A 25,771-nucleotide genomic window follows, 5' to 3' on the forward strand; every position below is an offset into this window, starting at 1 on the left:
ATTTGTTTTTAATTCCACGGATAGCTCGGGAACTTTTTGAATAATGATTACGGTGCCGGAATTAGCGGCCGATGCGCTCGGTGACTTCCTGACAGCCTACGTGCAGCGTCGTTTCGGCCAGTCCGATCCGGAACTGGCGGAACTGGTGCCCTCGTTCGCCCGGATTGCGTTGGAATGTATCGGCAACAGCGATGCGCTCTATCACAATATCGAGCATACGATGCTGGTCACCCTGGCCGGGCACGACATTCTGCGGGGGCGTGCGCTTCACATGCATATGGCGCCGACGGATTACGCGCACATGATTGCCGCCTGCCTCACACATGATATCGGCTATGTGCGTGGCATTCTGCCGGGGGACGATGAGGACGGTTTTGTTGTCGATAGCGATGGCAGGAAGGTAAAGCTGGCGCGTGGTGCTTCGGATGCCGCCCTGACGCCATATCACGTCGACAGGTCCAAGCTTTATGTGTTTCAGCGGCTCGCAGGGACAGACCTGCTCGACCCTGCGCGCGTCGCGGAAGCCGTTGAAGGAACGCGGTTTCCAGGCCGCTTTCCCGACGAGGATGAGCCTGCCTGCGAGGAGGCCAATCTCCTGAGAGCAGCCGATTTCATCGGACAGTTAGGCGACCCGCACTACATCCGCAAGGCGAATGCGCTTTATTACGAGTTCGAGGAAGCCGGCCTCAACAAGCAGCTCGGTTACGAAACGCCGGCGGACCTTGTGCATCGGTATCCGCAGTTCTATTGGAACAGCGTGGCCCCCTATATTCAAAAAGCGATTGAGTACTTGAAAATCACGGCGTCCGGCCGCCAGTGGATCGCAAACCTTTATTCTAACCTTCTTCTGGCTGAAAAAGACATGACGCTTCTCGGCCCTCAGCGCTAAATGAAAACAGACGAAGATTTCCAAAAGGATGTTGATTGATCGAGCACATCATAGGTGCCGCATTCACCGTTGATACAATCAGTGAAAGCCCTGTTTCGCGTTTCAATTTCCGCGCGAAAGTCTCTAAGCTGGATATCAACGAAAACCATCGCGATTGAAAGAAGAGGGTGTCATGTCAGAGCCGAAAACAAAGCTGACACCCAAGGCGATTGTGGCTGCATCGAGCGGCAACGTTCTCGAGTGGTACGACTTCACGGTCTACGGATTCCTCGCACCGACACTGGCAACTCTGTTTTTTCCATCCGATGACAAGCTGGCTTCGCTGCTGTCGGCCTTTGCCGTGCTTGCTGTCGGCTATGCCGCGCGCCCGCTGGGCAGCGTGATATTCGGCCATATTGGAGATCGCATCGGGCGCAAGTCAGCGCTGATGATTTCCGTCCTCTTGATGGGCGGAGGCTCCGTTTCCATCGCGGCGCTGCCGACATACGACCAGATTGGCCTTACGGCCGCCATACTGCTTGTCGCCATCAGGGTCGTTCAGGGCGTTTCGGTCGCCGGCGAATATACGGCGTCTGGTGTTTTGCTGGTTGAGCAGGCAGGCGAGAGCCGACGGTCGATGACCGGTGCCTGGGTTGCCTTTGCCATGATGTGGGGCTGCGTGCTCGGTTCTGCAGTGCCGGCGGGATTCAGTTCGTTCCTCACGGCCGACCAAATGACCGACTGGGGATGGCGCATACCTTTTGCGCTCGGCGGTGTTGTTGCCGTCTTCAGCGCGATCCTGCGCCTGAGCCTCACGGAAACAGTGCGCGAAGACGATCCGGATGAAGATACTTCGCCGGTCTGGCAAAGCCTGCGCGATCATTGGCGGCTGATCGGACAGATGGTTGTTTTGCTGATCCCGACCGCGGTTATCTATTTCGTGATCTTCGTCTATGCGGTTTCTTACTTGAGTTCGGAAGCCGGATTCTCGTCATCCAGGGCGCTGGATATCACCACGATCAACCTGATCGTCATGGCATTGTTTGTTCCGGTATGCGGCTGGGCGGCGGACAAGTTCGGTCTGCGCCCGGTCTTGCTTGTTGCCGCAATCGCAACCCTTGTGCTTGCTGCGCCGTGCTGGTGGCTGATGCACCGTCCCGAGACGGCTTCCGTTTTCCTGGGGCAGTTCGGGCTGACGCTCGCGAGCACCGCAGGCTGGGCGCTTTCAGTCACTGCGCTGACTCTGACCGCTGCGCCGCACCTCAGGTGCAGCACGGTGGCGCTTGGCTACAACATCTGCATGGCGGTCTTCGGTGGAACGACGCCGATACTGGCGACTTATCTGGTCAACCGGACCGGTGACGACTACGCACCGGTCTACTACGTCATCGTGGCGACACTCATTTCCATTCCTGTAATCTGGCGCTTGCCGGCGCTGATCAGGAAAGCGGCGGTGAGATCATCATCCGCTACAACATAGCCGCTTAAATCCACGGGCTGCCTCCCTCCGGATTACGACGGAGAAGCAGGTCCGCCTTATTCGCCGACCTCAAGCCTGACGCCGGTAAAGTCGTAGGAGACCGGAGGGCGTACAGTGTCGGTCGTATTTGGTGCGGCATCGATTGCCAGAAACTCAACGAGCGAATTTCCTGAAATGGAGTTCGACGCCGGATCGGCGCTCGCTGAGACGGTGACGCGCGCCATGTAGCGGTCAGTATCTGCATTCGGCGTCGTCGTAAAATCGAAAGTCACGATCTTGATCTTGTTGCGGCCATTCTCGGTGCCGAGGCATCGCCAGGCGCCACTGCCGCTGGAGAAGGGCTGATAGCCGTTGACACCGCCCTCGGCGGAATCGGTGACGAGGGCATGCCCGCCATTGGTCAGCGCAATCAGGCCGCGATCGACCCTGTTGTTCCCGTCGATCACCGAAGACCGGCTGGTCATGTAGGTTCCGACGGCGTCGAGGCAGCCGCTGATGTTCGCAGCCTCCTCGGCAAGCGAGATCGAACCGGGAAATGCAAAGAATGACACCGCAAGCGGTACAACGAGATTTCGCCGAAACATTGAAGGCTCCCATTTCTGAACCGGACTGCTTTCAGCCATTCTAGCAATCTTGATCGTTGAAACCGAGAACCAAAAAAGCCGCCGGAAATTCCGGCGGCTTTGGCGCTTGGAGCGATACAGGTGCGGGCCTAGGATGCTTTCGCGGCCGGCAGTTCGATGTCGATCCCGAGTGTCGTCACATCGCCTGACCTGTCCATTTCCAGACGAACGGAATCCGGGTCGATTTCGACACGCTTTGCGACGACGGCGAGAATGTCTTCGCGCAGACTTGAGATCAGCACCGCATCGGAGCCGTCGTCGGCTCTTTCATGTGCAAGAAGGATTTGCAGCCGGTTCTTGGCAACAGAGGCGCTCTCGCCTCTTTTGCCAAAGAGGCTCAGGATGTTCATGCCGCCCTCCCTTTGAAGAGCTTGCCGAAGAAGCTCTTTTTCTCTTCCGGGATCGTGACCGGGATGTTTTCCCCCAGCAGGCGGCGAACGGCCTCCATATAGGCTTTCGCCGGCGGTGAGGTCTCATCGGAGAGCGTAACGGGCAGGCCGACGTTCGACGCCTTCAGGACGTCTTTGCTCTCGGGAACGACACCAATCAGCGGAACGGAAAGGATGTCGACAACATCCTCCGTCGCCAGCATGTCGCCTGTCTTTGCCCGGTCGGTGTCGTAGCGCGTGATCATCAGGTGCTTGGGCATCCTGCCGCCGTCTTCCGCAATCTTGGTTTTCGCGTCGAGCAGACCGATGATGCGGTCGCAGTCCCTGACCGAAGACACTTCCGGGTTTGAAACGATGATCGCTTCGTCGGCGTGGCGCATCGCCAGGGTGGCACCACGTTCGATCCCGGCCGGGCTGTCGCAGATGACCCAGTCGAAATAGGTACGCAATTCGCTGATCACATTGGCGACGCCTTCCTCCGTCAGGGCATCCTTGTCCCTCGTCTGCGACGCCGGCAGCAAATAGAGATTGTTGAGCTTCTTGTCGCGGACCAGGGCCTGCTTGATCGACGCTTCGCCGCGAACCACGTTGACAAGATCGAACACGACGCGGCGTTCAGCGCCCATGATCAGGTCGAGATTGCGCAGTCCGACATCGAAATCGATCGCGCAGACCTGATAGCCTTCTTTGGCAAGCGCCGAAGCAATTGCAGCGGTTGTTGTCGTCTTGCCGACCCCGCCTTTGCCCGACGTAACCACAACGACAGTGGCGTTGCTCATGGTGTCTGTCCTGTATCTGTCTTCAGTCCGGCCATTCAGCAGCCGGAACCGCGGTTAGTTCAGTTCTTCAAAGACCAGCGTTTCGTTTTCGAAGCGGATCTGCGCCGGAGAATTGCGCAGGGTTCCGTCAAAATCGTCCGCGACCTTGTAAAGCCCGTTGATGGAAACAAGCTCTGCATCAAGCTTGGTGCAGAATATTCTTGCATTGTCCTTGCCGGCGACGCCGGCCAGCGCACGCCCGCGCAGTGCGCCATATATGTGAATGGAGCCACCGGCGATGATCTCCGCGCCCGAACTGACGGATCCGATCACGGTCACGTCCCCATCGGGGTGGAGAATGCTTTGCCCTGAGCGAACGGGTTCTGAGATCACGATTGACGAGTTTCCTTCCTTTGCCTGCTGATTCTCAAGCTCTTCCAGAGACTTGGCAAAAGAATGGCCATTGGCGTTCTGGCCGTGGTCATCATCGGTTTTCACCTGTGAATTGTTCTTGTCCGGCTTTGCGTCTCCGCTCTCTCCCGATTTTGAGGCCGGTTCGGGCACCTCGACGTCCGAGGTCAGGCGCCCGCCGCCGAAACTCGGTGGCATTCCTTCTTTCAGGCGGGTTCCGGCAACGCCATCTATCCCCATGACACGGATCGACCTTTCACGCAGATCGGCAAGAAGCTGCTCCAGATCCGCAATCGGTATGTTGCTGCCCCGGACATCCAGAATGATCGGGCGGTCCACAAAAAAACCGGGTGATCGCGCAATGATCCTGTCGACTTCCTTGAGCCATTCTTCAAAGGGCGGTTCTGGTGAAAGAACGATTGCAATAAAGGATTTTCCCTTGAACTTCATCTAAGAGGTCCGGCGGCATTGTCTGGTTGATTGATTTGGTTCGATAAACCTAGCATTAACCGCACGTTACATCGCAGAGGCGGTCCGTTTTCCACCGATATCGATTTTTTTGAACAATTTCAGATAATTGACGGTTCAACCAATCCTGACAACGATTTGCCGCGGTTGATGCTCGGGAGAATTGCCAAGAATCACGTCGAGAATCACCTTTATGATTCAGTGTGAAATTGCTTTGCCGGGCCAGGATTTAACTAAATTCGCGTAAAATGCTGGAATTTCGCCATATTGCAGCGCACTATAGGATGTCGGATGCGTTCCGGCGTTTCTCGTCTGGAGTTAAATTATGAGTAATTTCAGTGATATGGTTAGGTATATCGGCCTCTCGATGGATGAGGCTGCAGCCGCTTTGGACGTATCGACGGACGAGATTATTCGCTGGTGCGAAACAAACGAGGCGCCGCCACTCCACATTTGGCAGGGCCTTGTGCGAATGCTGGACGAGATCCGGATTTCTGCCGAAGAGGCGGCGAAATCGGCAGATCTCGATCAACTCGAGGCGGCCGATCTCAATCGTGTCAGCCTGACGGTGCCCGGACAGGCTGCTTCTGAATTTGACGGGCCGAAACGGGCGGCCACGGCGCTTGCCGTCGCAACACTGGCCCGCGTGTTTGTCTGAAAGGCGTCCGGAGCCACGCGTTGATGGTTTCCTGATGTAATATTGTATCCCTGAAGGCCTTGGGCGGGTCTTTGGTGAACGGCCACTTTCTGGTATTGGAAATCTTCAGCGCCTCACCTGACAGGTGAGTTGTTGAAATGGCGCATCATCCTTCGCGTCGCCGTTTCGGCCTACCGTACTCGCTATAAAAGCATACACACCAGAAAACCCTAAAGAGGCTTTAGCTATGACAGCTACGCTCAGGGGACTCCTCGCAGCACTCGGCGCCTTCGCGCTGTTCTCGACCCACGATGCCGTCATCAAGTCGCTTGGCGCGACTTATGAAGTCTTCCAGATCATATTCTTTTCGATGTTGTTTGCGTTTGTGCCAATGTCGATCATTATGCTCGCCGACAAAGCGATCGACAATTTCCGTCCGCATTTCCCGGTTCTGGTTTTGTGTCGTGCTGGATTGAGCATCGTTGCGATGTCCTGCGCGTTTTACGCCTTCACGGTATTGCCTCTGGCGGAAGTCTATTCCCTGCTCTTTGCAACGCCGCTTCTCGTGACGGCCCTGTCTGTACCGCTTCTCGGGGAGACTGTCAGGATGCAGCGCTGGGGCGCGGTTCTGGTCGGCCTCATCGGAGTCCTGATTGTCCTCAGGCCCGGTGTGACCGAACTAACGCTTGGCCACATTGCGGGCCTGATCGCCGCTGCGGCGAGCGCCATGTCGTCCATATTGGCCAGAAAACTCGGCGGGAAGGAACGCCCCGCTGTGTTGATCCTTTTTCCGATGCTCCTGTCAATGCTGGTGATGTCAATGACATTGCCGGTTGTCTATGTGCCCGTAACACTGCCGGATCTCGGTCTCATGGCGATTGTCGGGTTCCTGTCGGTCCTTGCCCAACTCTGCATTCTGGGTGCCTACCGGGCCGCACCGGCTGCCTTTGTTGCGCCGTTGCAATACAGCCAGATCCTCTGGGCAACCTTGTTCGGCGCATTGTTTTTTGCCGAAACACCTGACCGGTACGTTGCGATCGGCTCGTCTGTCATCATTCTGTCGGGTATCTTCGTTGTCTGGCGTGAAAGCCGTGAGAATGTCTCCGACCAGACACCGGTTCTGCGAACCGCCAACCCTCGGGTGGACACGGGACCGCAACCGAAATAGGCGCGGCGACACCAACTGGGCAAGCGTGTCGCTCAGTCTGACAAACGGCAAAGCCCATCAAGTGGAAACGCATTGGAATGGATGCGACGGTCAAACACGCGGCTGTCCAATTGAGAAAGTTGGATTGAGCACATGTCATTGAAAAAAGAGCAATTCGGCCTGACGTTGGGTCGCGATACGGAATGATCTCCAGAACTTGTCGTCCCGGTTTGACGCGCAAGCGGCAAGACCGGGACCCAGTACCCCGTGTGGCCGGCGGCGAAAAAAGGTGAAACAAGAGTCTACTGGCTTCCGGCCTTCCGCTGCGCTTCAGCCGGAATGACAATTTTTTCGACAGGTGAGCGTCTCAGAAGATCGATTGAGGATTACACCGGACAGCAGCGGGTCAAACCATGGCATGACCTCGGAACGAGGGAGGCTAGTCAGGCGGCCGGTCCGTCATGCGGCAACCATGCCAGTTGGAGCGCATGCCGGGTTCGGGGAGGCACAGGCCCGCCGGTTTGTTCGCTGCCTTTGACGACAAGACCCTCAATCCAGCCGTTTCTTGAAGCGCATCGCGGCAACGATCATGCCGAGCACAAGGAAACCGACCATCCAAAGAACGTCTCTGTGCAGATCGATAAGGCCGGCATCGCGCAGGACAAACCCCCGCACCATGCGCATGAAATGGGTCGCTGGAAATGCTTCAGCGATGTATTGCGCGATCACGGGCATGCCTTCATAGGGAAACATGAAACCGGACAATAAAATGGAAGGCAGCAGGACGAAGACAGTCATCTGGGTCGCCTGCAACTGGCTCTGGGCAATGGTCGACAGGACCAGCCCCAGCGACAGGCTGGCACCGATGAAGAGCAGCGTTCCAACAAGTAAGTCGAAGGTTTTGGATCCAAACGGCACGTTGAACAGAATGTGCCCGAGGCCAAGAATGATCACCGTCTGCAACAAGCCGATGAAGATGTAGGGGATGATCTTGCCGATCATCAGTTCCATCGGCCGCACCGGTGTGTTGATCAGCATTTCCATATTTCCGCGTTCCCGCTCGCGAACGATGGCGGCGGACGTGAACATGATCATCGTCATTGTGAGAATGATGCCGACAAGCCCTGGAACGATGTTGACTGCCGTTATCTGTTCCGGATTGAAAAAGAGGGCAACTTCGAAGGTTGGTGTCGACCGGTTCGGCGCCTGGCGGTTAAGTTCCGAAAGCGGCATTGATCGAAGGGACTTGATCGCACCTGCGATCATCGTATCTGATCCATCGACGATCCATTGAGCAACAGGCCGGCTGGTCTCCTCGTCCGTTGACGGAGGCGTGCCAAGACCGACGGCAGGCGAGCGCACGATCCGCTTCGAAAGATCGTCGGGCAGGATGAACGCGGCTCTGACACGTGCCGCCTTGATCGCTGCTTCCGCTTCTTCCGGTGTCGACAGGCGCTCGGTCACTTTGACGACCCGCGTCGCCTCGACCATCTGAATCAGAATACGGCTGAGACCGGTCTGGCTCTGGTCGACAACGGCAACCGGGATGTCGCGAATGTTTGTATTGATGGCGTAGCCGAACAGAATCAGCTGGATCAGCGGGATCATGATCACCATGCCGAAGGTCATCCGGTCACGGCGCAGCTGGGCCAGCTCCTTGAAAAGGATCGCCGAAATGCGCGACAGCGATTTCATTGGCGGCCTTCTCCCGTTGCGGTGACGAAAACATCCTCAAGGTTTGGCCGCACGCGTTCGATGATCGTTGCTCCATTCGTCTCCGGCTTGTCTTTCAAAAACGCTTCCGGATCCGCAATGTCGTCAGTAACAAGTACACGCAACCGGGCGCCAAGTTGCGCTGCTGCCATGACGCCCTGTGAGCCGAGCAGATGACGGCGGATGTCCCGAAGGTTCGGGCCCTCTATTTCAATGACGTTTGCCCCCATGGCCGCCATCAGCTCCTTTGGAGCACCGTCCGCCCGCTTTTGACCGGCTTCAAGGATCGCGATCTTGTGACAGCGCTCGGCCTCGTCCATGAAGTGGGTCGTGACGACGATGGACGTACCGTCATCCACCAGGTCGAAAAGCTGCTCCCAGAAATGACGCCGTGATTCGGGATCAACAGCGGATGTCGGCTCGTCCAGAAACAATAGTTGAGGCTCATGCAGAACGGCAGTCGCAAGGGCGAGACGCTGTCTCTGTCCACCGCTCATCTTGCCTGCAAACCGGTCCTTGAGATCCGTCAGTTCATATTTTTCCAGGACTTCACGAACCCGGTCCTTCCGCTTCTGACCCGTAAGCCCATAGATCGTCGACATGAAATCGAGGTTTTCCTGAACGGTGAGGTCGCCATAGAGCGAAAAGGCCTGGGTCATGTAGCCGATCTTGTATTTCAGGGTTTCTGCGTTTTTTGGAACCGACAGGCCGAGCACTTCGACGGTTCCCTCCGTTGGAGTGAGCAGCCCTGTCAGCATCCGCATGGCAGTCGTCTTGCCGCAGCCGTTTGGCCCCAGAAATCCATAGATCATGCCGCGTTCGATGGTCAGGTCGAGCCCGTCAACCGCGCGAAAACCCTTGAATGATTTGACCAGCCCCTCCGCGCGTACAACGATGTCGGTGTCGTGGACACTCACGGCAAAACCACCTGGGCCGGGACACCGTTCGGAAGATTTGAAGCGCTTTCGGGCAGCTGAATTTCGGCAACGTACATCAGCCTTGCCCGTTCGGACTGGTTGAGAGCGTAATAGGGTGTGAAGGATGGGTCCGAGCTGATCCACCGGACACGACCTTCAATAGCGCCGTCGAGCCCGTCGATCCTGACTTCGAGTGTGTCGCCTTCATTTATATTCACCCTATGCGGTTCGGGAACGTACACGCGCGCGTATGGTGCATCGCCTGCAAGCAGCACCGCTACGGGGCTCCCGACGGTGACCCTTTCACCAAGATTCCAGGGCAGGCTGTCGAGAACGCCGTCTCGTGAGGCGACAATTGTCAGGTCGGAAAGGATCGTCTCCTGTGTAGCGAGACTGGCTTGTGCGGCGGAAAGCTCCGCCCTTGCGATTGCAATATCCTCGGGACGGGATCCTGTCACGAGTTCCTTAAGCTCTTCTTCAGCGCTTTTCAGGCTGGCTGCTGCGGCATCTCGGCTTGCCCGGGCGCTGTCGAGCTGCGCCTGACTGGTTGTACCGCGCCCTGTCAGGTCGTTGTAGCGCTGGAACGAGGCTTCGGCATCCGCCAGTTCTGCATTGGCACCGGCGACACTTGCGCGCGCTTTTGCGATTTCCTCTTCGCGTGCTCCGTTTTCCAGCTTGTCCAGGTTGGCGCTGGCCTTTTGCACCTCCGCACGGGCCTGGTTGACGACGGCCTGTTGTTCTGCCGGGTTCAATTGCGCAAGAACGGTGCCTCTTTCAACAAATGTGCCTTGCGGAACCGGCAGATCAATCAACACTTCATTGGCGGTTGCGGTCAGAGCGACCCGGTCCCGTTCAAGTGTGCCGAGCGCCACGTCTCCCTCTTCACCCAAGCAGCCTGCCAACAGCAGGCAGACGGCGCAGACCTGGGCCGCACGGAGGTGAGACAAGACCATGATTTCCTCCCAAATCGACTGCCGGCCGGTTTCCGGCATCTGGAATCATCTCACTTTAATCCGGCGTTGGCGGTACACAAGGAGGGAACGTAAAAAGCCGGGCAGGGCCCGGCTTCAGGAAACGCGACTTGCAAAGGGTCAGCTTGCGCGCTTGAAAATATTGTACCAGCGTTTCCTGGGGATCTTGATGGCGCGTTCCAGGATTTCGGCCGCATAGAGCGACGCGTTTTCCCGCGCCTTGGCAACGCCAGAAACCACCGACGCGTCAAGTGTCGACAATCCGCCGCCGAATTCGAACAGGTCGCGGAACGCGGCCCGTTCGACGATCGGTGTCATTAGGACATCGATATTCTGCGCGGACAGGAAGTCCTGGACGGCCTTCATGGCGCGGGTGGTCACAGCCGCGTTCGTGCGTGTAAGGACAACACAGTGTTTGATGTCCTGTCGCACAATTTTTTCGAGCTTTTTGATCAGCGTCAGGATCTTGGCGCCGCCGCGCGCGTCCATTGAAGACCCCTGGATAGGAACGACAACAAGGTCGGAGACCGACAACGCGTTGGCGACGATAAGGTTCTCCGTGCCTTCCAGATCGACAATAACGTAGTCTGAATATTCGGCAGCGTGGGTGATCTGCTCGGTTATGGAGGCGGGCGACATTTCGCTGACAACCGATATGCCCGGGCTTTTCTCCGGCAACTCGTACCACTTCGTAATCCACTTTTGCGGATCGGCATCGAAGATGGTCACGCGCTTTCCCCGTGCCGCGACTTCTGTCGCCAGCAACAGCGCAGCCGTGGTCTTGCCGGCGCCGCCTTTTGCGTTTGCGAAGGAAATGACTGGCATCTGGGTTCTCCTGAACTTGCCGTGCATCGTCTTGCGGTTCGGCCTCTTTCGGACCTATCTCTTGAAAAGTCTTGGGTTTTTATGGTTACCAATTCCTTAAATTCGCAATTTGCGAGGAACTTATTCAGCCTGTCAGAGGCAGTGTGGATAACCTTCGAGGTTTCCTCCGTAGTTCTTCCATTGGCATAAAGAGAGATCCCGGATCATTTGTCCTGCCAGTGAACCCGGCATCGGAAGCCGGCCGGATTTTGGGCAACAACAATCTTGCGTTTGTGAGCAAGAACCAACGGTTTTTACCGCGCTTGCAATTGCGCCCGAATTACGCGACGCGTAGGTTAACGCGCACCATGTTGATGCTTTTTCGGAACAAAGGACGCTTTATGCTGCAACGATTGATGTCCGGCCGCCTGGTTCCGCTGGTCGGCGGGTTGATAGTGGGAGCTGCTGTTGCATTTTCCGGCGTGGCGCAGGCAGATGTTCTGAAGCCGTATAAGGATCGTCTTTTCAAATACAAGAAAATCACCGAAACGCTTTACGACGGGGACTTCATCGTCGTCGAATATTCCAAGCAGCGCGATTTGCGTGACCGCGACGAGGTCGATGAGCGTAAGGTCTTCGGGAATTATGTCTCCTATAAGCCGAAACGGGGCAGGGGTAGCGCCGAGCTGCAGGCGAATGGCCGCACGATCTCCTATATGGGAACGGGCAAGTGGAAAGGCGGTGCCAGGGCGATCGTCATCTACATTCACGGCCAGGGCGGCAACCGTTTCCAGGGCATGAATGACGTTTCATTCGGCGGCAACTTCAACCGGGTCCAGAACCTGATGGTGCGCAACGGCGGCGCTTACCTCACTGTCGACATCAAGAATTTCGACAAGCGCGGGACCGCGGATGTTGCCGCGTTGATCCAGTATCAGAAACAGCTTTCACCCGGCGCAAAAGTGGTTGTCGCCTGCGGCTCGATGGGCGGGATCATCTGCTGGAACCTGGTGCGAAACGCCAATTACTCAAGGCTTCTGAGCGGTATCATGCTGCTTGGGTCGCCAAAGGATCCGAATTTCCTTGGCTCCGGCGCGCTCTCGCGCAATGTTCCCATCTATATGGGGCAAGGGACGCTCGACCGTGTCTACAATTGGGAGACGCAGGCCAATTTCTACAAGCAGATCAAATCCCGCGCTCCGGGCTATCCGATCAAATTCACACTCTTCGATACCGGTACGCACGGAACCCCGATCCGCATGACCGATTGGCGCCTCGTGCTCAACTGGATGCTTCGTTAGGAAAGTTTTTTGCCGCTAAAGGTGTCGAAAAGCTGCTGGTGCCAATGAAACAATGACTTCGACCGTTTTTGAATTGCTGGACCCCCGTCCAAATCAGCTGGAAGCGCCTTATACGTTTTACCTGCCGGGTGAAGAAGAGCTCTCCGAGATTGCGCCGGGCCAGCTGGTGCAACTGATCTTCAGGGCTGTTCCGCCGACAGAAACTTATGGCGCGGAGCGCATGTGGGTGAAGGTGGAAAGCAGAGAGGGAGACCGGTTGACCGGCATTCTGGACAATGACCCGGCGGACATTCCAGGTTTGGAATGCGGCGCAAACATCGATTTCAGCCTCTTTCACATCATCAGCATCGATTGGGAGGATCCGGCCCAAAAGGAACGCTTCAAGAGTGGCTTTAATCGCTGGTTTGCCCGTTGCTTTGTGGATGATGCGGTCCTTGAGGGCCGCGCGCGGGTCGGGTTCCTGTACCGAGAACCGCCCGAACATGAGGAGAGTGACAAGTATCCCGATACGGGTTGGCGCATCCGGGCGGATGTCGATGAACTGTCTGACGAGGAATACAACGACGATCCCAGCCCGTCCTATGTTGCAATCGGGGCGGTTCTCAACAGGGACGACAGTTTTGTCGATCTCCTGTCATCGCCGGTTGGAAGTGCGTTTCTGCGCGGAGAGGGCGATACTTATACGCCGACTGACCTGGACAAGAACGATGACGACGATTGATGTGCTTGGTATTGGCGCGACCAAGCTGGTTTGTCCGACGCGCGGGCGTGGTTCGGTGATGTCTGGCTTCGAACAAGTCCGGACGACTGCGATCCTACTCCCCGTGGCTGGCCAGATGTAGTGCTAGGTCGGCCAAAATCGCCCTGGATTGTGCGCATTCGGTCGTCCCCGGTCTGCAGACAAAGTGCAATTCGTAAGCTTGCTGAGGGCATGTGACGACAACGAGCGCAAGGTCGCGATACGGCCCGCCTCCGGGTCTGATCAGGCAATCCAGTTCATTGTTGAATAGCATATCGATGTCCGAAGTCTCGATGCATTCCCGCACGTGCCGGCGCAGGGTCTCATTATGATGTGGCCAGTTTGCCGGAAGCCGCGTGCGAATGGATGGACACAGACCAACCGTGAATTTCCGGCTGTTGATATCCGGCGCGATCTGTTCGGTCGCGTGGGTCAGGTCTTCAAAAACCTGCGTGATCGCCGGCAAATAGGTTTCGCCTTCACGTGTCAGCAAGAGACCGTTCGGCAGACGGCGGAACAACAGCACACCCAGCGAGTTTTCGAGCTTCTTCACCTGCTGGCTCACGGCGCCGGCAGTAACGCCCAGTTCGTCTGCGGCGGTCTTGAAGCTGAGATGCCGGGCGGCGGCTTCAAAGGCCCGCAACGTGTTCAGTGATGGAAGTCTGTACGTCATTCGTTTTCCCATGGTCCGTCTAGCATGAAGCGCCTGGCATCAAGACCGAGAATTTCTATGCCTCCGCGCGAGAATGTCTGAGTTGAGGGCTTCCACCCGGCAAGGCAGTTTTCGTCTGAACGTGATTGGAGACTTGACCATGAATGACCGAAGCGGGCTTCACGCGATCCGCAGCATCGACTACGTGATCGTGCTTTGTGACGACTGGAAGAAAATGAGAGCTTTCTTCATCGACATTTTCAATTTCGAAATCGAACAGGAGGAGGAAGGGCATTTCATCGCTTTCCGGGTCGGTACCTTGTTTCTGGCGCTTCGCCCGCGTGGTCGCGCTTACGACGGCCCACCGACACCGGCCGATTCTGCCGGTATTCAGCTGAGTTTCCGGGTCCCGCCGGCAGACGTTGATCTGGCCTATCAGGCGCTGAGGGCGAAAGGCGTCGATGTCATCGAACCACCGACCAATCAGGACTTTCCGCACCGTACCCTGTTCTTTCGTGACCCGGAGAACAACGTGATCGAGATTTTCGCGGATATTCACCCACGTGATACCTTGGCTTCATCGTCGGGCCTTCATCGCATAGCAACAGGCGCTTGAGTTCCTAGCGTCATCCGGCACCGGCCTCGCGCTTCACCTTCAGCAAGCCATCGGCCAGATGATCGAAGACCATCCTTATCCTGCGGCTGGTGTGAAGTTCACGGTGGGTCACCAGCCAGATCGGAAAGGTGACTGGGTCGACATCGTCAAAGGCCGTTTGAATTTCAGGGCATCTTGCTGCGATTTCGTCGGCCATGATCGACAGACCGAAGCCTTCGCGCACATATTGCCAGGCGACAATCCCGCTCGGCGAGCCGAGCCTGATATTGGCTTCACTGACATCAAGGCCAAAAGCACGCAGGTATTTGACCAGTTCCGCATTGTTGTCGTAGCCGACGAAATCGAGATCCGGCGCATCTTTCTTTGACAGTCGCCGGCCGAATTTTTCCAGGTAGGAACGTGCCGCATAAATCCTGGCATGTGCCTCGCGCAGCTTGCGCGCATAAAGGTCGGGATGGTCGGGTTCAATGTGACGGATCGCGATATCGGCCTCGCGCCGGCGCAGGTCGCTGAGACTGTTGGTACACAGGATCTTGAGTTCGATGGACGGCGCCTTGGCCCTCAGCTCACGCAGTATTTCCGGCAAAATCAATGCCGCGGTGAGATCCGTCGCCGAAATCGTCACCAGTCCCTCGATCTGCTGGGATTGTCCGGAGGCGGTCAGCGAAATCCGGCTGGCGGCTTCTCCCATCGCGCGCACATGCTCGGCAAGTTCAATGCCGGCATCTGTCAGGATCAGGCTTTTGGAAACGCGTTCGAACAGCGTGACGCCAAGCGCTTCTTCCAGCGCCGCGACCTGACGGCTCAGCGTCGGCTGCGTCAGCCCCAGTGCGCGGGCAGCCGCTGACAGCGACCCTTCTTCCGCTGTTACCAGAAAGGCGCGGGCCTGATTCCAGTCAAAGGAGATGCTTTTCCAATTCATACAAATTTGTATATCAGCCAGTGAAATTTCGGCAATTCCCATTCGAATTTTTAAGGCTTAACTACGCGGTGAAAGGAGTGCCGCCGATGAGCCCGCACTGGATTTTGCTGCAATTGTTCAACATGACGCTTTCGGTTCTGGAGATGATTTCTTCACCCGCGGGCGGCCTGGATATTGGTCGATCGCTCCTGCAGCAGGTTGGACTGCGAAGAAGGAACGGGAAACGGAAATGACGCTCGACGCGCACGACCAGAACATTCCGGTTTTCGATCGGTGGTTCGGGACCTGGCACATATCTGTCAACAGAAAGGCCTATCCGGTACAACAGCTACGGCGCAGATACGATGCGATTGCACCCGGCTGGGATCGGAAAGTTTCGCGGCTCGGCTTCCCATCCGCCTATCGTGGCTTGATACGCCGGGTCCTGCCTGAATTGCAGGAAATGGTGCCGGGACCTGGCATCAGGGTGCTCGATTGCGGTGCAGGAAGCGGCGCGCTTTCCAAGGCCTTCGCTGTTGAAATGAAGCAACCATTCGACTTGTCGGTCGTTGATATTTCGCCCCGTATGCTGACTTTGGCGGAAAAGGCATTGCAGGCCGAAGGCGTGCGGTGCCGCCCGGAACTGGCCGATATGCGGACGCTTCCCTTCAAAAACGAGGAGTTCGATCTTGTGATGTGCGCGCACACGATTGAACACCTGCCGGATCCCGAAACGGCGCTTGCCGAAGCGCTCAGAGTGCTGAAGCCGGGGGGAACGCTCATTCTTGTGCTGACACGGAAATCCCTGTTCGGCGCATACGTGCACTTGAAATGGCGCACGCAGCAGCTTTCATCTTCCGGTGTCTTGGGATGGCTCAAGAACGAAGGCTTGACTGACGCGCATAACCTAAGGGTCGGCACAGGTGTTTGGACACGAAACCTGAGCCGGGCCATCGTGGGCCGCAAGGCAAATTGCGGGACATCGGACCTGCACAAGGCTGCTGGTCCTCATCACCCCATCGAGACCGTTTAAGAGTATAACAAATGACTATGACGATGACGCAAAATGAAAACCTGAATACGGTGTTCTGGGACCGTCTGGCGCGCAAATATGCCGCGCAGCCGATCAAGAACCAGGCCGCTTACGAAAAGACACTTGAACGTACGCTCGAGCATCTTGGACCAAACGATGCTGTGCTTGAGCTTGGCTGCGGAACCGGGTCGACGGCCCTGTTGCTGGCAGGTGATGTCGGAGCTTACCTTGGAACCGATTTTGCTCCTGGAATGATCGGCATTGCCGACGAAAAGCTTCAAGCCGCAAGTGAAAAGGGAGAGTCGCCGGCCGGATTGAGCTTTGCCGTCGCCGATGCCTTCAGCGAAGAGGTCGACAGGACCGGTGGCTACGATGCCATTCTGGGATACAACTATCTCCATCTCGTCGAAGATCCGGAAAATGTGCTGGCCCGCGTCAACAGCCTGTTGAAGCCGGGTGGCCTGTTCATCTCCAAGACCGTCTGTCTGAAAAGCAAAGCCTGGCTGTTTCTGCCGCTGATCAAGGTGATGCAGTTGTTCGGAAAAGCACCCCATGTGCGCATGCATTCGTTTGAATCTGTCGAAGACATGATCAGCGCAGCAGGCTTTGACATTATCGAGACCGGCACTTATCCGGCACCGCACAGCAGGTTTGTTGTCGCGCGGAAGATTTAATGTTCCGCTCGCTTGCGGAGCAGATCCTTCGGCGCTGGGAGCAACACGGTTACTCCTGATTTCCGCTCATTCGAAACGCGATGCTCGGGAACCAGAATGCAAAAAGCGGCTCGGAAGCCGCCTTTTTCAATTCGTGGAGTGAGAGTGACCTCAGGCGGCCTTGCGCCGCCGCCAACCGGCGAACCCGAGAATTCCCAAACCGCCCGCAAGCAGTGGCAAGGCAGCTGGTAAGGGCACCGGGGTGGTCGGTACGACATCTTGCGTGATCCCGGCATACCGTACCTGGCTTTGGGAGAAGTTGTAAAAACCGAAAGAGCCGTCCGTGAAGGAGCCTGCATAACTCAGTTCGGTCACACCATCGACCTTCACTTCGATCAATGAGGATGTGAAAATGATATCAAATAGATAGGTCTGATTGTCGTTCCATCCAACGCTGCCCAGGTTCGCGGCTCTCTGCACTTCGGAAATCGGGCCGGCATGGTTCCACCAGCCGCCGTTTGACGAACCTGATGTTGTCGTCAAATCGCCACTGACCTTACTTAAAGCCAGACCTTCTAAAGCCGGGCCCTGGTCTGCCTGTTTCCAGTCGATGAGCCAGAAGTCAGCGTTCGTACTGTTTATTTCGTTGCTCTGGTACCCCAGGACAAAGCCGATGAAATCGTCATCGCCCGTTGTTTCGACGGTGATGCTGCCGCCAAGCGAGGTTCCCTGGGAATTGGCGGTCGGGTCAAAGAAAACCGTAGGGTTGCCGTTACGTGACTGGACAACAGAGTCATTGTTGACGCCTTGTACCGTCCAGGTGCCCGCATTGTTGTTCGGTAGTCCGTTTTCAGTCCAGCCAGATAGGTCGACAGGCGCTGCCTGAGCCATCGCCGGTATCAAAATTGACACCGCGGCCGCTAATAGTAATTTCTGCATGTGAATTTTCACCCCTAAGTAATTTCACGCGAAGGTTTAAAGCAAAACGCTGTGTGATATGGTTCCCGGAAGCACCGAACGGACGCGCCTCACGTCCGAACTCGTATCTTTCAAGTGTCGCAGGAAATTTCTCTCCATTAATCTGTAAGCGAAATAATTCAAGCAGCTGCGCGGCAAATAAAGACAGCGCATCCTTCAGGCAATAGAGATCAACCACGCAGTGTTGCTTGCCGATAGACTAACAGTTAATTTTTCGACATCCCGGCCAATATGCCCTCGTTTTCCGCCAAATCGCATCGGGCCGTTGCTGTCACAATGTTTCCAGACGCCAAGCTATTGGATGTCACTGGTCGAACGCAGGTTTTAGAGGACGCAAGATGAAGGGGGGAGGCGAGGCGAAGCAGAACCTCATGATTCAACAGGACCGTCCGGCGAACGGATATTCTTTGAGGCCTGAAGAACGTTAAGCAACCAAATTGGCCCGCGAACTGTGCTGGCACGAACATAAAACGTCCGCCTGGCACATTGGTTTACACCCGTCGACCGCCATCGGGACGATCTTATGAGTGGTCACTCGTTGCGATCAGGGAGAGTGAAGTAACTGCGGACAAAGCTGGCAGGGAATGTTCCGCATTAAACGGCCGTTTGTCGCAGTTCATCCCATCTCGCTTCTATTACGGAGGCATAACGCCTTGGGGAAAGACCATAAGCGACAGTTGAGTATCCGTCATTGACCTCCACGACGATCGTCTTGTCACCTTTGGTAACGCCAAAGTCGATGGCGCAGGCTGCCGGTGCAGCCCGGTATGCGCAAATAACGTCTCGAATTACTTGGGAGTTTGGAAAAACCAGCGGATCTCCTTTGTAATGACGAAGTCCAATTAGTTCGCCACGAACAACGAAACTCCGGTATTCGGATATGAATTCAACAGGCTCAGCGCATTCTACCTGTTCCGTATCTTCAATCCCTGCGGTGGGAATTAAGTCGCGAAATGATTGTAAGAGTTGGCCGCCGAAGAGTTTGTGCCGTTCTGGCAAGGGTTTGATGAAAATCATCTCACCTTTTTCAACACACATTCTGACCTCACCCATCGTGCTGCGCCAACTTCTCCGCCCAGCAAAAGCTCTTAGCTCAGTTGGTATCGATTCAAGTGCTGGTATTGGAATGCCAAGCCTTTCCATGGCGCAGTGTGCAAAGTGAATTCCTCCGAACACGATGTCATTTTTTGAAATTGGTATGTGTTCAATCTCTTCTGGCCTAAAAAGGCGAACTTCCTCGCCTTTCAGAATAAAGCCCACGGTCGCGACTTTACGATTGATGCCGAATTCGGTCTCGTCCGGCGCTAAAACATAAATGATCAACTTGATTGCCACCGATCATGAACGCGCTGGACGTCTCCATTGCATTCGGATTGAAAACTGAAATGCCGCTCATCCAAAGGTGTTTGACCTCGATCGCCGAACCGTGCCTGACGTTCCTCATTCATTAAGTCCGACAAAAACAAACATTACCCAAATTCAAGTTCAACTTGGAAGTAGCTAGTGTCAGCTTTTTGCCTAGCGAGTCTAAAGGTCTCGAACGGTCTCGAAGCTAACCTTCGTTGCATTTTGTACGAGCCGGAATACTGAGCCCTCGTTTCGAGCATTCATCCGTTTACCGCCCCAAAAAACGAGGCGCTTGATGCAGCGAGGATAAATGCTCCGGTCTGATGGCACGCGAGTGTCCTTTCAAAGGCCCAGGGGCGTCAGCCGCGTCGGAGCGGCTACCATTCGCGGCAAAGGCCGTTTTGCGGTTTTCGCAGAACGGTTCGGAAAGTCGCTGCTTCGGGCGATAATGTTCTCTGATATCCACGCGCTCGGGAGATCTTGGGCTACAAAGCGAACGCATATGATACAATTGAGACACCTCTCAAGGCCTACCGGATACATAGCGTTCCTACCTGTCCTCCATCAGCAATTAGTTTGAAACCAGACTGAGATGGAGAAAGAAAATGGCTTGGTACGCGAAGTTTGACGGAGTTGATGGCTCTTTGGATGCGACAGAAAACGGGCGGGACAACACCACCCAAGGCGTGTCGAAAGAAGGTAACAAGGGTGGACAAGTCGAAACCACCTGGAAAATCGAAGAGGGTGAGGCCAACGTTCAGCCGCTAGGGCTCGCTGCCGGTGATGCTGGCGTGGAAACTGCACTCGCACGCGGGAAAGCCGTTATCGAACCTGAGACCCTTCAGGTGTTTGAGGCGCAGTCCATGGATCAATTCAACTTTGCCGTAAGCCCTAAAGACGCGCAGCCCGAACCGGAAAGCATCAACAAAAGCGAGATGGTTGACGTCCTGGTTCCTGTCGATCAGGAGGCCGCGGATTATACCGTTTGGCGAGATGGTTTGGGTGGCGACGCAGAACCCGAAGCGATCGTGCCGCACTACATGCAGTTTGACGATGTCATCTTCTAAACTGTTCTCGCTGTAACGCTCATAAGCTCAGGACAGCCGCGTGGCTCTGTCTCAAGCGCTGTGTTGAGAGATCCATGTCACGCCGTGTGTACTGTTTGAGCCACCCGCCAAAGGGTGGCTCGACAGCGTTCCTCATAGCTCCAGAGCCGGAGCGTAAAAGGCTAAATCAAGACCTCAGCGCCGCAGCCAAGCCTTCTTTACAACGGCCGAAAATCTGCGACATGTCACGCGGCGCAAGCATGTAAGCTCCAGGTCGAAATGTGTCATCTGTCCAGGCAATGTGAACGTTAGCCGTAATCACCTCATAACGATTATCCAACCGTCCCTTCCTGTCCCCATTTCGAGAAATTGCTCCAACCAGGATCAAGCGCAACTCTCACACGCGTTGCAGCAAAAAACTGCCCGTCACCCGGTTTTCGCCTTCGGAAAAGGCGCAAGAGCCGGTCCTGTCGCGCACGCAATGTCGTGACTGGCGAGTCCTTTGGTCGTCCATTTTGAACCAGGGGTGCTACGTCGGCCAACAACTGGATCCATCCGACTTGCGAGCGGAGACAACCCGGCCGAAACCCGGCCGGAACGGCACAGTCCGGTTGCTTCGAGCTTGCAGCGCCTTGCGACCAATGCTAGCCAAAAGAACCCTCCTTGCGGCGCATTCTTGAAAGATCCAGATGCTCGTTCGCGATCGCGCATTTTTCGCGTCCATGTTCCTGACGGTGCTGGCCGACCAAATCCTTTTGTTTCTGGTGCCTTTGGTGATCTTCCAGATCACCGGCAATGTCGCGTGGTCTGGTCTTGCGTTTTTCTTTGAAACGCTGCCCCGCTATCTCATGTTTCCTATTGCCGGTATTTTGTGCGACAGGATCAATCCGATCCTTCTCCTCAGGATCAGCCGCATCCTGCGCGCCGTCGTCTGTCTGGTTTGTATCGCGGGTCAGATTGCCTTTGGCGGTGTGTGGTGGCTGATTGGCCTGTCGGCACTGGTGGGTGTTCTGACGACGCAGGGATTGCTCGCGCTGGAGATGGTGCTGGTTAGGGCGTTCAACGATCAGCGCTTTGAAAAGGTGGCCAGCTACAGCCAGCTCGCCGCGCAGATGGGGGTCGTCCTCGGGCCGCTCATTGCCGCTTACCTGATGGCGATTTGGCCGTGGGAAACGGTCGCGGTCGTCGCAACGGCGCTCTTTTTTCTTTCAGACGGGCTGTTTTTGCTTTGGAGCGGCCAGTCCCGCATGGAACCTGTGCTTGAAGTTCCCGCAAGGCATCCCGTTTCGGAGTTCAGGAAAGCCCTTCATCTTGCTTGGAGTCTCCCCGGCCTGATGCGGGCAATTCTGCAGGCTGCCGGCGTCAATCTCATCATCGGGGCGACCCTGGCAACGGCCGCTGCAATGATGACCGGTTTTTTTGCGCAGAGCGAGCAGACCTACGCGTGGCTGCAGGTGGGCGGCGCGCTGGCAACGCTTGCCGTGCTGAGCCTGACCGCTCACATCCATTTAGGGCTGAAGATCCTCGGCCGGACTGCCTACGCCTTCATCTGCCTCGGCGCAGTGCTGACCGGGCTTGGAGCCCATCCGCTGATTTATGCCGCTGGGTTTTTGCTGATCGCCGGCTTCGACAAGATGTTCAACATCTATGTGCGCACGCTGCGCAAGGAGATCATTCCACCGCAGGATTTCGGCAAGACGACTGGCGTTATCATTTGCCTCAACAATCTGTCGCAACCGCTTGCAGGTCTGATGGTAGCGCTCTTCGCGTCCGGCGATGATGCGCGCGCGGTCCTTCTGGCGCTTGCCGCCGCCATGGCTCTTCTCGGCATGCTGACCTTCAGGACACGCTGATCCTCAGACAGTGGGGTCGTCTTCGTCCGGGCGTATGGTCTTGATGTCCTGGGTCGCCGCCCACTGGTGAATGTCCTCCTGGCGGAGCGCACAGGCCATGAGGTCGGGGAACTGGTCCGGGGTCGCCGCGAACACCGGGACGCCGAGCGTGGCCATCGTCGCGGCCAATCGGGCATCATAAGAGGGATTGCCGGTGTCCGTCAGGGCAAGCAGAACAATCACGTTCACGCCCTGACTAATCAGCCTGCCGACCCGCGCAACAAGTTCCTTTGCATTGCCGCCCTCATAAAGATCGGTGATCAGAACCAGGTGGGATTTCGATGGCCGCTCGATCTTGTCTTCGCAGTAGGCAACAGCCTGGTTGATGTCGGTTCCCCCGCCAAGCTGAACTCCGAAGAGCACGTCGACCGGATCCGCGAGATCGTCGGTGAGGTCAAGGATAGCAGTATCGAAGCAGACGAGTTTTGTCGCGACCACGGGCAGGGACGCCATGACAGCGGCGAAAATGGAGGCATAGACTACGGACGAAGCCATCGAGCCCGACTGGTCGACGCACAGAACGACCTCGTCCAGATCCACGATCCGCCGTTGCCGGCGCATGAAACCGATCAGTTTTTCAGGGACGATCGTGTTGTGATCCGCCTGGTAGTTGTGAAGGTTCGCCCGGATCGTTCTCGGCCAGTCGATATCGGCAAAGCGGGGACGGAAGGTGCGTTTGGATTTGTCGACCGCGCCGCGCAGGGCTTCCGCCGTTCTGCGCTCCAGGCGTTCCATCAATTCCGCCACCACCTTGGTGATCACTTCACGCGCTGTCTCCTTGGTTTTTTCCGGCATCACGCCGCGCATGGACACCAGATCGGCGACTAGGTTCACGTCGGCTTCCATGACCGCCAGAAACTCCGGCTCCATGAGCATCTGTCGCAAGCCGAGGCGATCGAATGCGTCTTTCTGAACCACCTGAACGACGGAGGAAGGGAAGAATTCGCGGATATCGCCAAGCCATCGGGCGACATTGGGCGCCGATCCTCCGAGACCACCACGTTTGCCCTTGCCGCCTTTGCCTGTTCCGGTCGACCCGTCTTCAGGATTGTAGAGCGCGCTAAGCGCGGCAGAGAGCCGCTGGTCGCGGCCTTCCAGGGATTCATCGTCACCGCCAAGGGCCAGTCGCCAGCGCCGTCCACGTTCATCCATGTTTTTCCCCCGCCAGTATTCCGGTCAGGATATCCAGATGCCGCGGCCAGCGCGTTTCTGAATCCGGAGCCGCGATCAAATGTGTCCCGCCGCTGCGCACTGTGTCGAAGAGTGCATCCATCAGGCGCTTGCGTTCCGCCTTGTCCATTTGGGAAAAGACACGCCGGAAGAGCGGCAGATATTCGGTGAAGGCCTCTTCTTCTAGACTGACCAGCCAGCCGTCGACGCAGCCGCGAAGGCCTTCGTCGTAAAGCAGTCTTTGTCCGGCGCCTTCCAGAAAACCGGCGAAAAACGCGGCCGCGTCAGAGACTTCCGTTCCCGGAGACAACATTCGCGTCAGCAGTTCAACAGCTTCATCCGGGCTCATCACGTCGGCTTCATAGAGCAATCGCGCGGCAAGACCAGACAGGAGCCGGTTGGCTTGCGGTTCCGAAACGATGGACTTCAAGGCGTCTTGCCAGGTTTTGAGCAGATCCGGACGGTCCTCCAGCAGTTTGACGGCACCGTCCGCGCTCTGGATCTGGGAGCGCATGGCCTCGGACGCATCCTTGTCGAGGCCGCGCACAGCGTAGGGCAGGGCAAGGGAGGCCTGTGTTGCGATGCGTTCAAACAGGCTTCCAAGCTGCACCGTGTCGATTTCGCGGGCCGCGCCATAACGCAAAATGTCCGCAAGCGCCGGCAGAGACGTCAGCAGTTCGCCGCAATCCGAAGTTTGCCCCGCGCGTTCTCCCAGCAGATTGACGCCCTCAGCCGCGGCATCGTTCAGCTGTGCCGTCATGGCGCCATAGACAAGATCGGCGAGCGGACCGAGCGCGTGGCAGCTCTGGAGCTCGGATCGAATTCTGCCGCTTGCCGCCTGTTCGATTGTTGCACCGAACACAAGGTTCTCAACAAGTTCTACCGCATATTCCGGTTCCCAGCGCAGCATCCAGCGCTCGCGAAAAGTTCCCCGGCTGCGCCCGGGATCCAGGGGCTTGCCCCAGTCCACTTTAAGAACAGACAGCCGGTGGAGCAGCGTCGAACGGAACAGCCCGCTCTCGGAGCGGAGGTCAAGCGACAGCTCCTTTTCAAGGGCTTCAGGCTTGAGCCTTGCCTTTTTCTGCTGCCGCTGGAGATCCTCCAGCAACGGTGCCATGGGTACGTCGTCGGGTATCGCCCCGGTCTCGGACCCGATGAGAAGCTCACTGGAAATCGTTGCCCAGATCAGCGCATTGCCGAAACACAGGCAGGAAATGGCGGCATCACGCAGTTCCTCATAGCCGGGCTGTGGCCGTTGCCGCACTGATGCCAATGTAACCGCGAGCCGCTCTGTCTCAATAAGCGAAGCGGTGGAAACGACTTGGCCCTGCGCGCGAAGGGCTCTTGCGATCCTGGCAACCCATCGTGTCGTCTTTTCATCGTCAGGGGTCTGCCACAGATGAAGACACCAGCCTGGGGCCGCGACGCCGGCGCCATAGCCGCTGCCAAAGGCGAGGCGGGGTGCGGTCCAGGGTGCCCAGGTCGCGGAAATTCTGGTTTTGGGCCCCCCCTTCAAAAGGGCCCGATCGTCTTTGGCGGTATGTTTCGCTTTCAGGGCCGGCACGTGCCACGCGCCACAGACCACGGCAATCGCCCCGTCAGCTGTCTTGGCGGACTTGCCGATCTCCAGGCGCATATGGGCTTCACGCGCGGCCTCGCGTTTCGGCAGGTCCGTCTCGCGCTCCCTGAGAGCAGACATGGCATCGGAGACAGCCTCGAAAACGGGACCGGGAGCAGGGTTTTCTTCAATCACGTCCTGCCACCAGCTTTCGCCGTCTTCATAGCCCGCGGTCTCCGCAAGCACGCCGATCGGGTCGCGGCGGAGGGCCTGATCATTGTCCTCTGCCTGCTGGTCTTCCGGCTCGTCTTCCGGAACCTTTCCGTCTGTCGCGTTCTCGCCTTCCGGTGCCGCGTCCGGATCCTCGGTCGTCTCGCCCGTGACGCTCCAGGAAACAGGCAGATCGATAAAGCGGACGGGAACACCGTTGCGCACAGCCCAGCAGACCGCCTGATATTCGGGCGAAAACTCCGCAAATGGCCAGAACACGGCCCGCTCCGGCGTGTCTTTCGGGTAAGCCAGCAACGCGACGGGCGGCTGCATCGACGGGCTCGCCAGAAGCGGCAGAAGGTCACTGAGATCGGCTGGACCTTCAACGAGCACTTCTGCGGGTTGCAGGTCGTCCAGTGCCTCCAGCAGCCTGCGCGCACTGCCGGGGCCGTGGTGCCTAATACCGAAATAGGAGACGGCTGCGCTCAC

25 protein-coding genes are annotated in these 25,771 nt (G+C 56.9%); 11 read left to right on the forward strand and 14 right to left on the reverse strand.

Going from position 1 to position 25,771, the window contains the following annotated elements; all coding sequences use genetic code 11:
• The first annotated feature begins 43 nt into the window (after positions 1–43).
• On the forward strand, positions 44–889 hold the full coding sequence (locus ABVF61_RS19530; protein WP_353995200.1) for a metal-dependent phosphohydrolase: 846 nt from the start codon (positions 44–46) through the stop codon (positions 887–889).
• A 172-nt stretch (positions 890–1,061) separates the two neighbouring features.
• Positions 1,062–2,348 (forward strand): MFS transporter, encoded by a 1,287-nt coding sequence (locus ABVF61_RS19535; protein WP_353995201.1) that lies wholly within the window; start codon positions 1,062–1,064, stop codon positions 2,346–2,348.
• Positions 2,349–2,404: 56 nt separating this feature from the next.
• On the opposite strand, the gene ABVF61_RS19540 is transcribed toward ABVF61_RS19535, so the two are convergent.
• The 4 genes from ABVF61_RS19540 to minC form a co-directional block, all read right to left on the reverse strand.
• Complete coding sequence (locus ABVF61_RS19540) at positions 2,405–2,932, reverse strand: hypothetical protein (RefSeq protein WP_353995202.1); 528 nt, start codon at positions 2,930–2,932, stop codon at positions 2,405–2,407.
• Positions 2,933–3,060: 128 nt separating this feature from the next.
• Positions 3,061–3,321 (reverse strand): cell division topological specificity factor MinE, encoded by a 261-nt coding sequence (minE, locus tag ABVF61_RS19545; RefSeq protein ID WP_305986260.1) that lies wholly within the window; start codon positions 3,319–3,321, stop codon positions 3,061–3,063.
• Complete coding sequence (gene minD / locus ABVF61_RS19550; RefSeq protein ID WP_353995203.1) at positions 3,318–4,139, reverse strand: septum site-determining protein MinD; 822 nt, start codon at positions 4,137–4,139, stop codon at positions 3,318–3,320. The genes minE and minD overlap by 4 nt, the downstream gene beginning before the upstream one ends.
• A 54-nt stretch (positions 4,140–4,193) precedes the next feature.
• Positions 4,194–4,979 (reverse strand): septum site-determining protein MinC, encoded by a 786-nt coding sequence (gene minC / locus ABVF61_RS19555; RefSeq protein ID WP_353995204.1) that lies wholly within the window; start codon positions 4,977–4,979, stop codon positions 4,194–4,196.
• Between the two features lie 343 nt (positions 4,980–5,322).
• Here minC and ABVF61_RS19560 point away from each other — a divergent pair, with 343 nt between their 5' ends.
• Positions 5,323–5,655, forward strand: a complete 333-nt coding sequence (locus tag ABVF61_RS19560) for a hypothetical protein (protein WP_353995205.1) — start codon at positions 5,323–5,325, stop codon at positions 5,653–5,655.
• 226 nt (positions 5,656–5,881) lie between these two features.
• The gene (locus ABVF61_RS19565) at positions 5,882–6,802 is read left to right on the forward strand and encodes a DMT family transporter (protein ID WP_353995206.1); all 921 of its coding nucleotides are present in this window, start codon (positions 5,882–5,884) and stop codon (positions 6,800–6,802) included.
• A gap of 528 nt (positions 6,803–7,330) precedes the next feature.
• Here the strand turns inward: ABVF61_RS19565 and ABVF61_RS19570 are convergent.
• The 4 genes from ABVF61_RS19570 to ABVF61_RS19585 form a co-directional block, all read right to left on the reverse strand.
• Positions 7,331–8,476, reverse strand: coding sequence for an ABC transporter permease (locus ABVF61_RS19570; protein WP_353995207.1), 1,146 nt, complete (start codon positions 8,474–8,476; stop codon positions 7,331–7,333).
• Positions 8,473–9,411, reverse strand: coding sequence for an ABC transporter ATP-binding protein (locus ABVF61_RS19575; RefSeq protein ID WP_353995208.1), 939 nt, complete (start codon positions 9,409–9,411; stop codon positions 8,473–8,475). The genes ABVF61_RS19570 and ABVF61_RS19575 overlap by 4 nt, the downstream gene beginning before the upstream one ends.
• Positions 9,408–10,364 carry an HlyD family secretion protein gene (locus tag ABVF61_RS19580; protein ID WP_353995209.1) on the reverse strand — a complete coding sequence of 319 codons (957 nt, stop codon included), beginning with the start codon at positions 10,362–10,364 and terminating at the stop codon, positions 9,408–9,410. The genes ABVF61_RS19575 and ABVF61_RS19580 overlap by 4 nt, the downstream gene beginning before the upstream one ends.
• A 138-nt stretch (positions 10,365–10,502) precedes the next feature.
• A complete protein-coding gene (locus ABVF61_RS19585; protein ID WP_353995210.1) occupies positions 10,503–11,207 on the reverse strand; it encodes an AAA family ATPase in 705 nt (234 codons plus the stop codon).
• A 380-nt stretch (positions 11,208–11,587) separates the two neighbouring features.
• Between ABVF61_RS19585 and ABVF61_RS19590 the strand changes: the two genes are divergently transcribed.
• The gene (locus ABVF61_RS19590) at positions 11,588–12,487 is read left to right on the forward strand and encodes an alpha/beta hydrolase (RefSeq protein WP_353995211.1); all 900 of its coding nucleotides are present in this window, start codon (positions 11,588–11,590) and stop codon (positions 12,485–12,487) included.
• A gap of 52 nt (positions 12,488–12,539) precedes the next feature.
• On the forward strand, positions 12,540–13,208 hold the full coding sequence (locus ABVF61_RS19595; RefSeq protein WP_353995212.1) for an immunity protein Imm33 domain-containing protein: 669 nt from the start codon (positions 12,540–12,542) through the stop codon (positions 13,206–13,208).
• A gap of 94 nt (positions 13,209–13,302) precedes the next feature.
• On the opposite strand, the gene ABVF61_RS19600 is transcribed toward ABVF61_RS19595, so the two are convergent.
• A complete protein-coding gene (locus ABVF61_RS19600) occupies positions 13,303–13,899 on the reverse strand; it encodes a LysR family transcriptional regulator (protein WP_353995213.1) in 597 nt (198 codons plus the stop codon).
• A gap of 139 nt (positions 13,900–14,038) precedes the next feature.
• Between ABVF61_RS19600 and ABVF61_RS19605 the strand changes: the two genes are divergently transcribed.
• Positions 14,039–14,494, forward strand: a complete 456-nt coding sequence (locus tag ABVF61_RS19605; RefSeq protein ID WP_353995214.1) for a VOC family protein — start codon at positions 14,039–14,041, stop codon at positions 14,492–14,494.
• Between the two features lie 10 nt (positions 14,495–14,504).
• On the opposite strand, the gene ABVF61_RS19610 is transcribed toward ABVF61_RS19605, so the two are convergent.
• Positions 14,505–15,416: a LysR family transcriptional regulator gene (locus ABVF61_RS19610; protein WP_353995215.1), complete on the reverse strand. Its 912-nt coding sequence runs from the start codon at positions 15,414–15,416 to the stop codon at positions 14,505–14,507.
• 229 nt (positions 15,417–15,645) lie between these two features.
• Here ABVF61_RS19610 and ABVF61_RS19615 point away from each other — a divergent pair, with 229 nt between their 5' ends.
• Both ABVF61_RS19615 and ABVF61_RS19620 read left to right on the forward strand, forming a co-directional pair.
• Positions 15,646–16,428, forward strand: coding sequence for a class I SAM-dependent methyltransferase (locus tag ABVF61_RS19615; RefSeq protein WP_353995216.1), 783 nt, complete (start codon positions 15,646–15,648; stop codon positions 16,426–16,428).
• Positions 16,429–16,439: 11 nt separating this feature from the next.
• Positions 16,440–17,102 (forward strand): class I SAM-dependent methyltransferase, encoded by a 663-nt coding sequence (locus ABVF61_RS19620; RefSeq protein ID WP_353995217.1) that lies wholly within the window; start codon positions 16,440–16,442, stop codon positions 17,100–17,102.
• Positions 17,103–17,252: 150 nt separating this feature from the next.
• On the opposite strand, the gene ABVF61_RS19625 is transcribed toward ABVF61_RS19620, so the two are convergent.
• Both ABVF61_RS19625 and ABVF61_RS19630 read right to left on the reverse strand, forming a co-directional pair.
• Positions 17,253–18,032 (reverse strand): PEP-CTERM sorting domain-containing protein, encoded by a 780-nt coding sequence (locus ABVF61_RS19625; RefSeq protein ID WP_353995218.1) that lies wholly within the window; start codon positions 18,030–18,032, stop codon positions 17,253–17,255.
• 621 nt (positions 18,033–18,653) lie between these two features.
• The gene (locus ABVF61_RS19630; protein ID WP_353995219.1) at positions 18,654–19,382 is read right to left on the reverse strand and encodes an ATP-grasp domain-containing protein; all 729 of its coding nucleotides are present in this window, start codon (positions 19,380–19,382) and stop codon (positions 18,654–18,656) included.
• Between the two features lie 629 nt (positions 19,383–20,011).
• On the opposite strand from ABVF61_RS19630, the gene ABVF61_RS19635 reads away from it, so the two are divergent.
• Positions 20,012–20,473 carry a hypothetical protein gene (locus tag ABVF61_RS19635; protein ID WP_353995220.1) on the forward strand — a complete coding sequence of 154 codons (462 nt, stop codon included), beginning with the start codon at positions 20,012–20,014 and terminating at the stop codon, positions 20,471–20,473.
• A gap of 668 nt (positions 20,474–21,141) precedes the next feature.
• Positions 21,142–22,305: an MFS transporter gene (locus tag ABVF61_RS19640; protein WP_353995221.1), complete on the forward strand. Its 1,164-nt coding sequence runs from the start codon at positions 21,142–21,144 to the stop codon at positions 22,303–22,305.
• Between the two features lie 3 nt (positions 22,306–22,308).
• Here the strand turns inward: ABVF61_RS19640 and ABVF61_RS19645 are convergent, their stop codons facing one another.
• The gene (locus ABVF61_RS19645; protein ID WP_353995222.1) at positions 22,309–23,496 is read right to left on the reverse strand and encodes a VWA domain-containing protein; all 1,188 of its coding nucleotides are present in this window, start codon (positions 23,494–23,496) and stop codon (positions 22,309–22,311) included.
• Entirely contained in the window at positions 23,489–25,771 is a 2,283-nt protein-coding gene (locus ABVF61_RS19650; protein ID WP_353995223.1) for a DUF5682 family protein, read from the reverse strand. The genes ABVF61_RS19645 and ABVF61_RS19650 overlap by 8 nt, the downstream gene beginning before the upstream one ends.

The organism is Roseibium sp. HPY-6, assembly GCF_040530035.1.
GTDB lineage: Bacteria > Pseudomonadota > Alphaproteobacteria > Rhizobiales > Stappiaceae > Roseibium.

Excerpts from the sequence above, each read along its gene's own strand:
- ABVF61_RS19530 (WP_353995200.1), top strand. The coding sequence starts at position 44 with ATGATTACGGTGCCGGAATTAGCGGCCGATGCGCTCGGTGACTTCCTG.
- ABVF61_RS19535 (WP_353995201.1), top strand. The coding sequence starts at position 1,062 with ATGTCAGAGCCGAAAACAAAGCTGACACCCAAGGCGATTGTGGCTGCA.
- ABVF61_RS19540 (WP_353995202.1), bottom strand. The coding sequence starts at position 2,932 with ATGTTTCGGCGAAATCTCGTTGTACCGCTTGCGGTGTCATTCTTTGCA.
- minE (WP_305986260.1), bottom strand. The coding sequence starts at position 3,321 with ATGAACATCCTGAGCCTCTTTGGCAAAAGAGGCGAGAGCGCCTCTGTT.
- minD (WP_353995203.1), bottom strand. The coding sequence starts at position 4,139 with ATGAGCAACGCCACTGTCGTTGTGGTTACGTCGGGCAAAGGCGGGGTC.
- minC (WP_353995204.1), bottom strand. The coding sequence starts at position 4,979 with ATGAAGTTCAAGGGAAAATCCTTTATTGCAATCGTTCTTTCACCAGAA.
- ABVF61_RS19560 (WP_353995205.1), top strand. The coding sequence starts at position 5,323 with ATGAGTAATTTCAGTGATATGGTTAGGTATATCGGCCTCTCGATGGAT.
- ABVF61_RS19565 (WP_353995206.1), top strand. The coding sequence starts at position 5,882 with ATGACAGCTACGCTCAGGGGACTCCTCGCAGCACTCGGCGCCTTCGCG.
- ABVF61_RS19570 (WP_353995207.1), bottom strand. The coding sequence starts at position 8,476 with ATGAAATCGCTGTCGCGCATTTCGGCGATCCTTTTCAAGGAGCTGGCC.
- ABVF61_RS19580 (WP_353995209.1), bottom strand. The coding sequence starts at position 10,364 with ATGGTCTTGTCTCACCTCCGTGCGGCCCAGGTCTGCGCCGTCTGCCTG.
- ABVF61_RS19585 (WP_353995210.1), bottom strand. The coding sequence starts at position 11,207 with ATGCCAGTCATTTCCTTCGCAAACGCAAAAGGCGGCGCCGGCAAGACC.
- ABVF61_RS19590 (WP_353995211.1), top strand. The coding sequence starts at position 11,588 with ATGCTGCAACGATTGATGTCCGGCCGCCTGGTTCCGCTGGTCGGCGGG.
- ABVF61_RS19595 (WP_353995212.1), top strand. The coding sequence starts at position 12,540 with ATGACTTCGACCGTTTTTGAATTGCTGGACCCCCGTCCAAATCAGCTG.
- ABVF61_RS19600 (WP_353995213.1), bottom strand. The coding sequence starts at position 13,899 with ATGACGTACAGACTTCCATCACTGAACACGTTGCGGGCCTTTGAAGCC.
- ABVF61_RS19605 (WP_353995214.1), top strand. The coding sequence starts at position 14,039 with ATGAATGACCGAAGCGGGCTTCACGCGATCCGCAGCATCGACTACGTG.
- ABVF61_RS19610 (WP_353995215.1), bottom strand. The coding sequence starts at position 15,416 with ATGAATTGGAAAAGCATCTCCTTTGACTGGAATCAGGCCCGCGCCTTT.
- ABVF61_RS19615 (WP_353995216.1), top strand. The coding sequence starts at position 15,646 with ATGACGCTCGACGCGCACGACCAGAACATTCCGGTTTTCGATCGGTGG.
- ABVF61_RS19620 (WP_353995217.1), top strand. The coding sequence starts at position 16,440 with ATGACTATGACGATGACGCAAAATGAAAACCTGAATACGGTGTTCTGG.
- ABVF61_RS19635 (WP_353995220.1), top strand. The coding sequence starts at position 20,012 with ATGGCTTGGTACGCGAAGTTTGACGGAGTTGATGGCTCTTTGGATGCG.
- ABVF61_RS19640 (WP_353995221.1), top strand. The coding sequence starts at position 21,142 with ATGCTCGTTCGCGATCGCGCATTTTTCGCGTCCATGTTCCTGACGGTG.
- ABVF61_RS19645 (WP_353995222.1), bottom strand. The coding sequence starts at position 23,496 with ATGGATGAACGTGGACGGCGCTGGCGACTGGCCCTTGGCGGTGACGAT.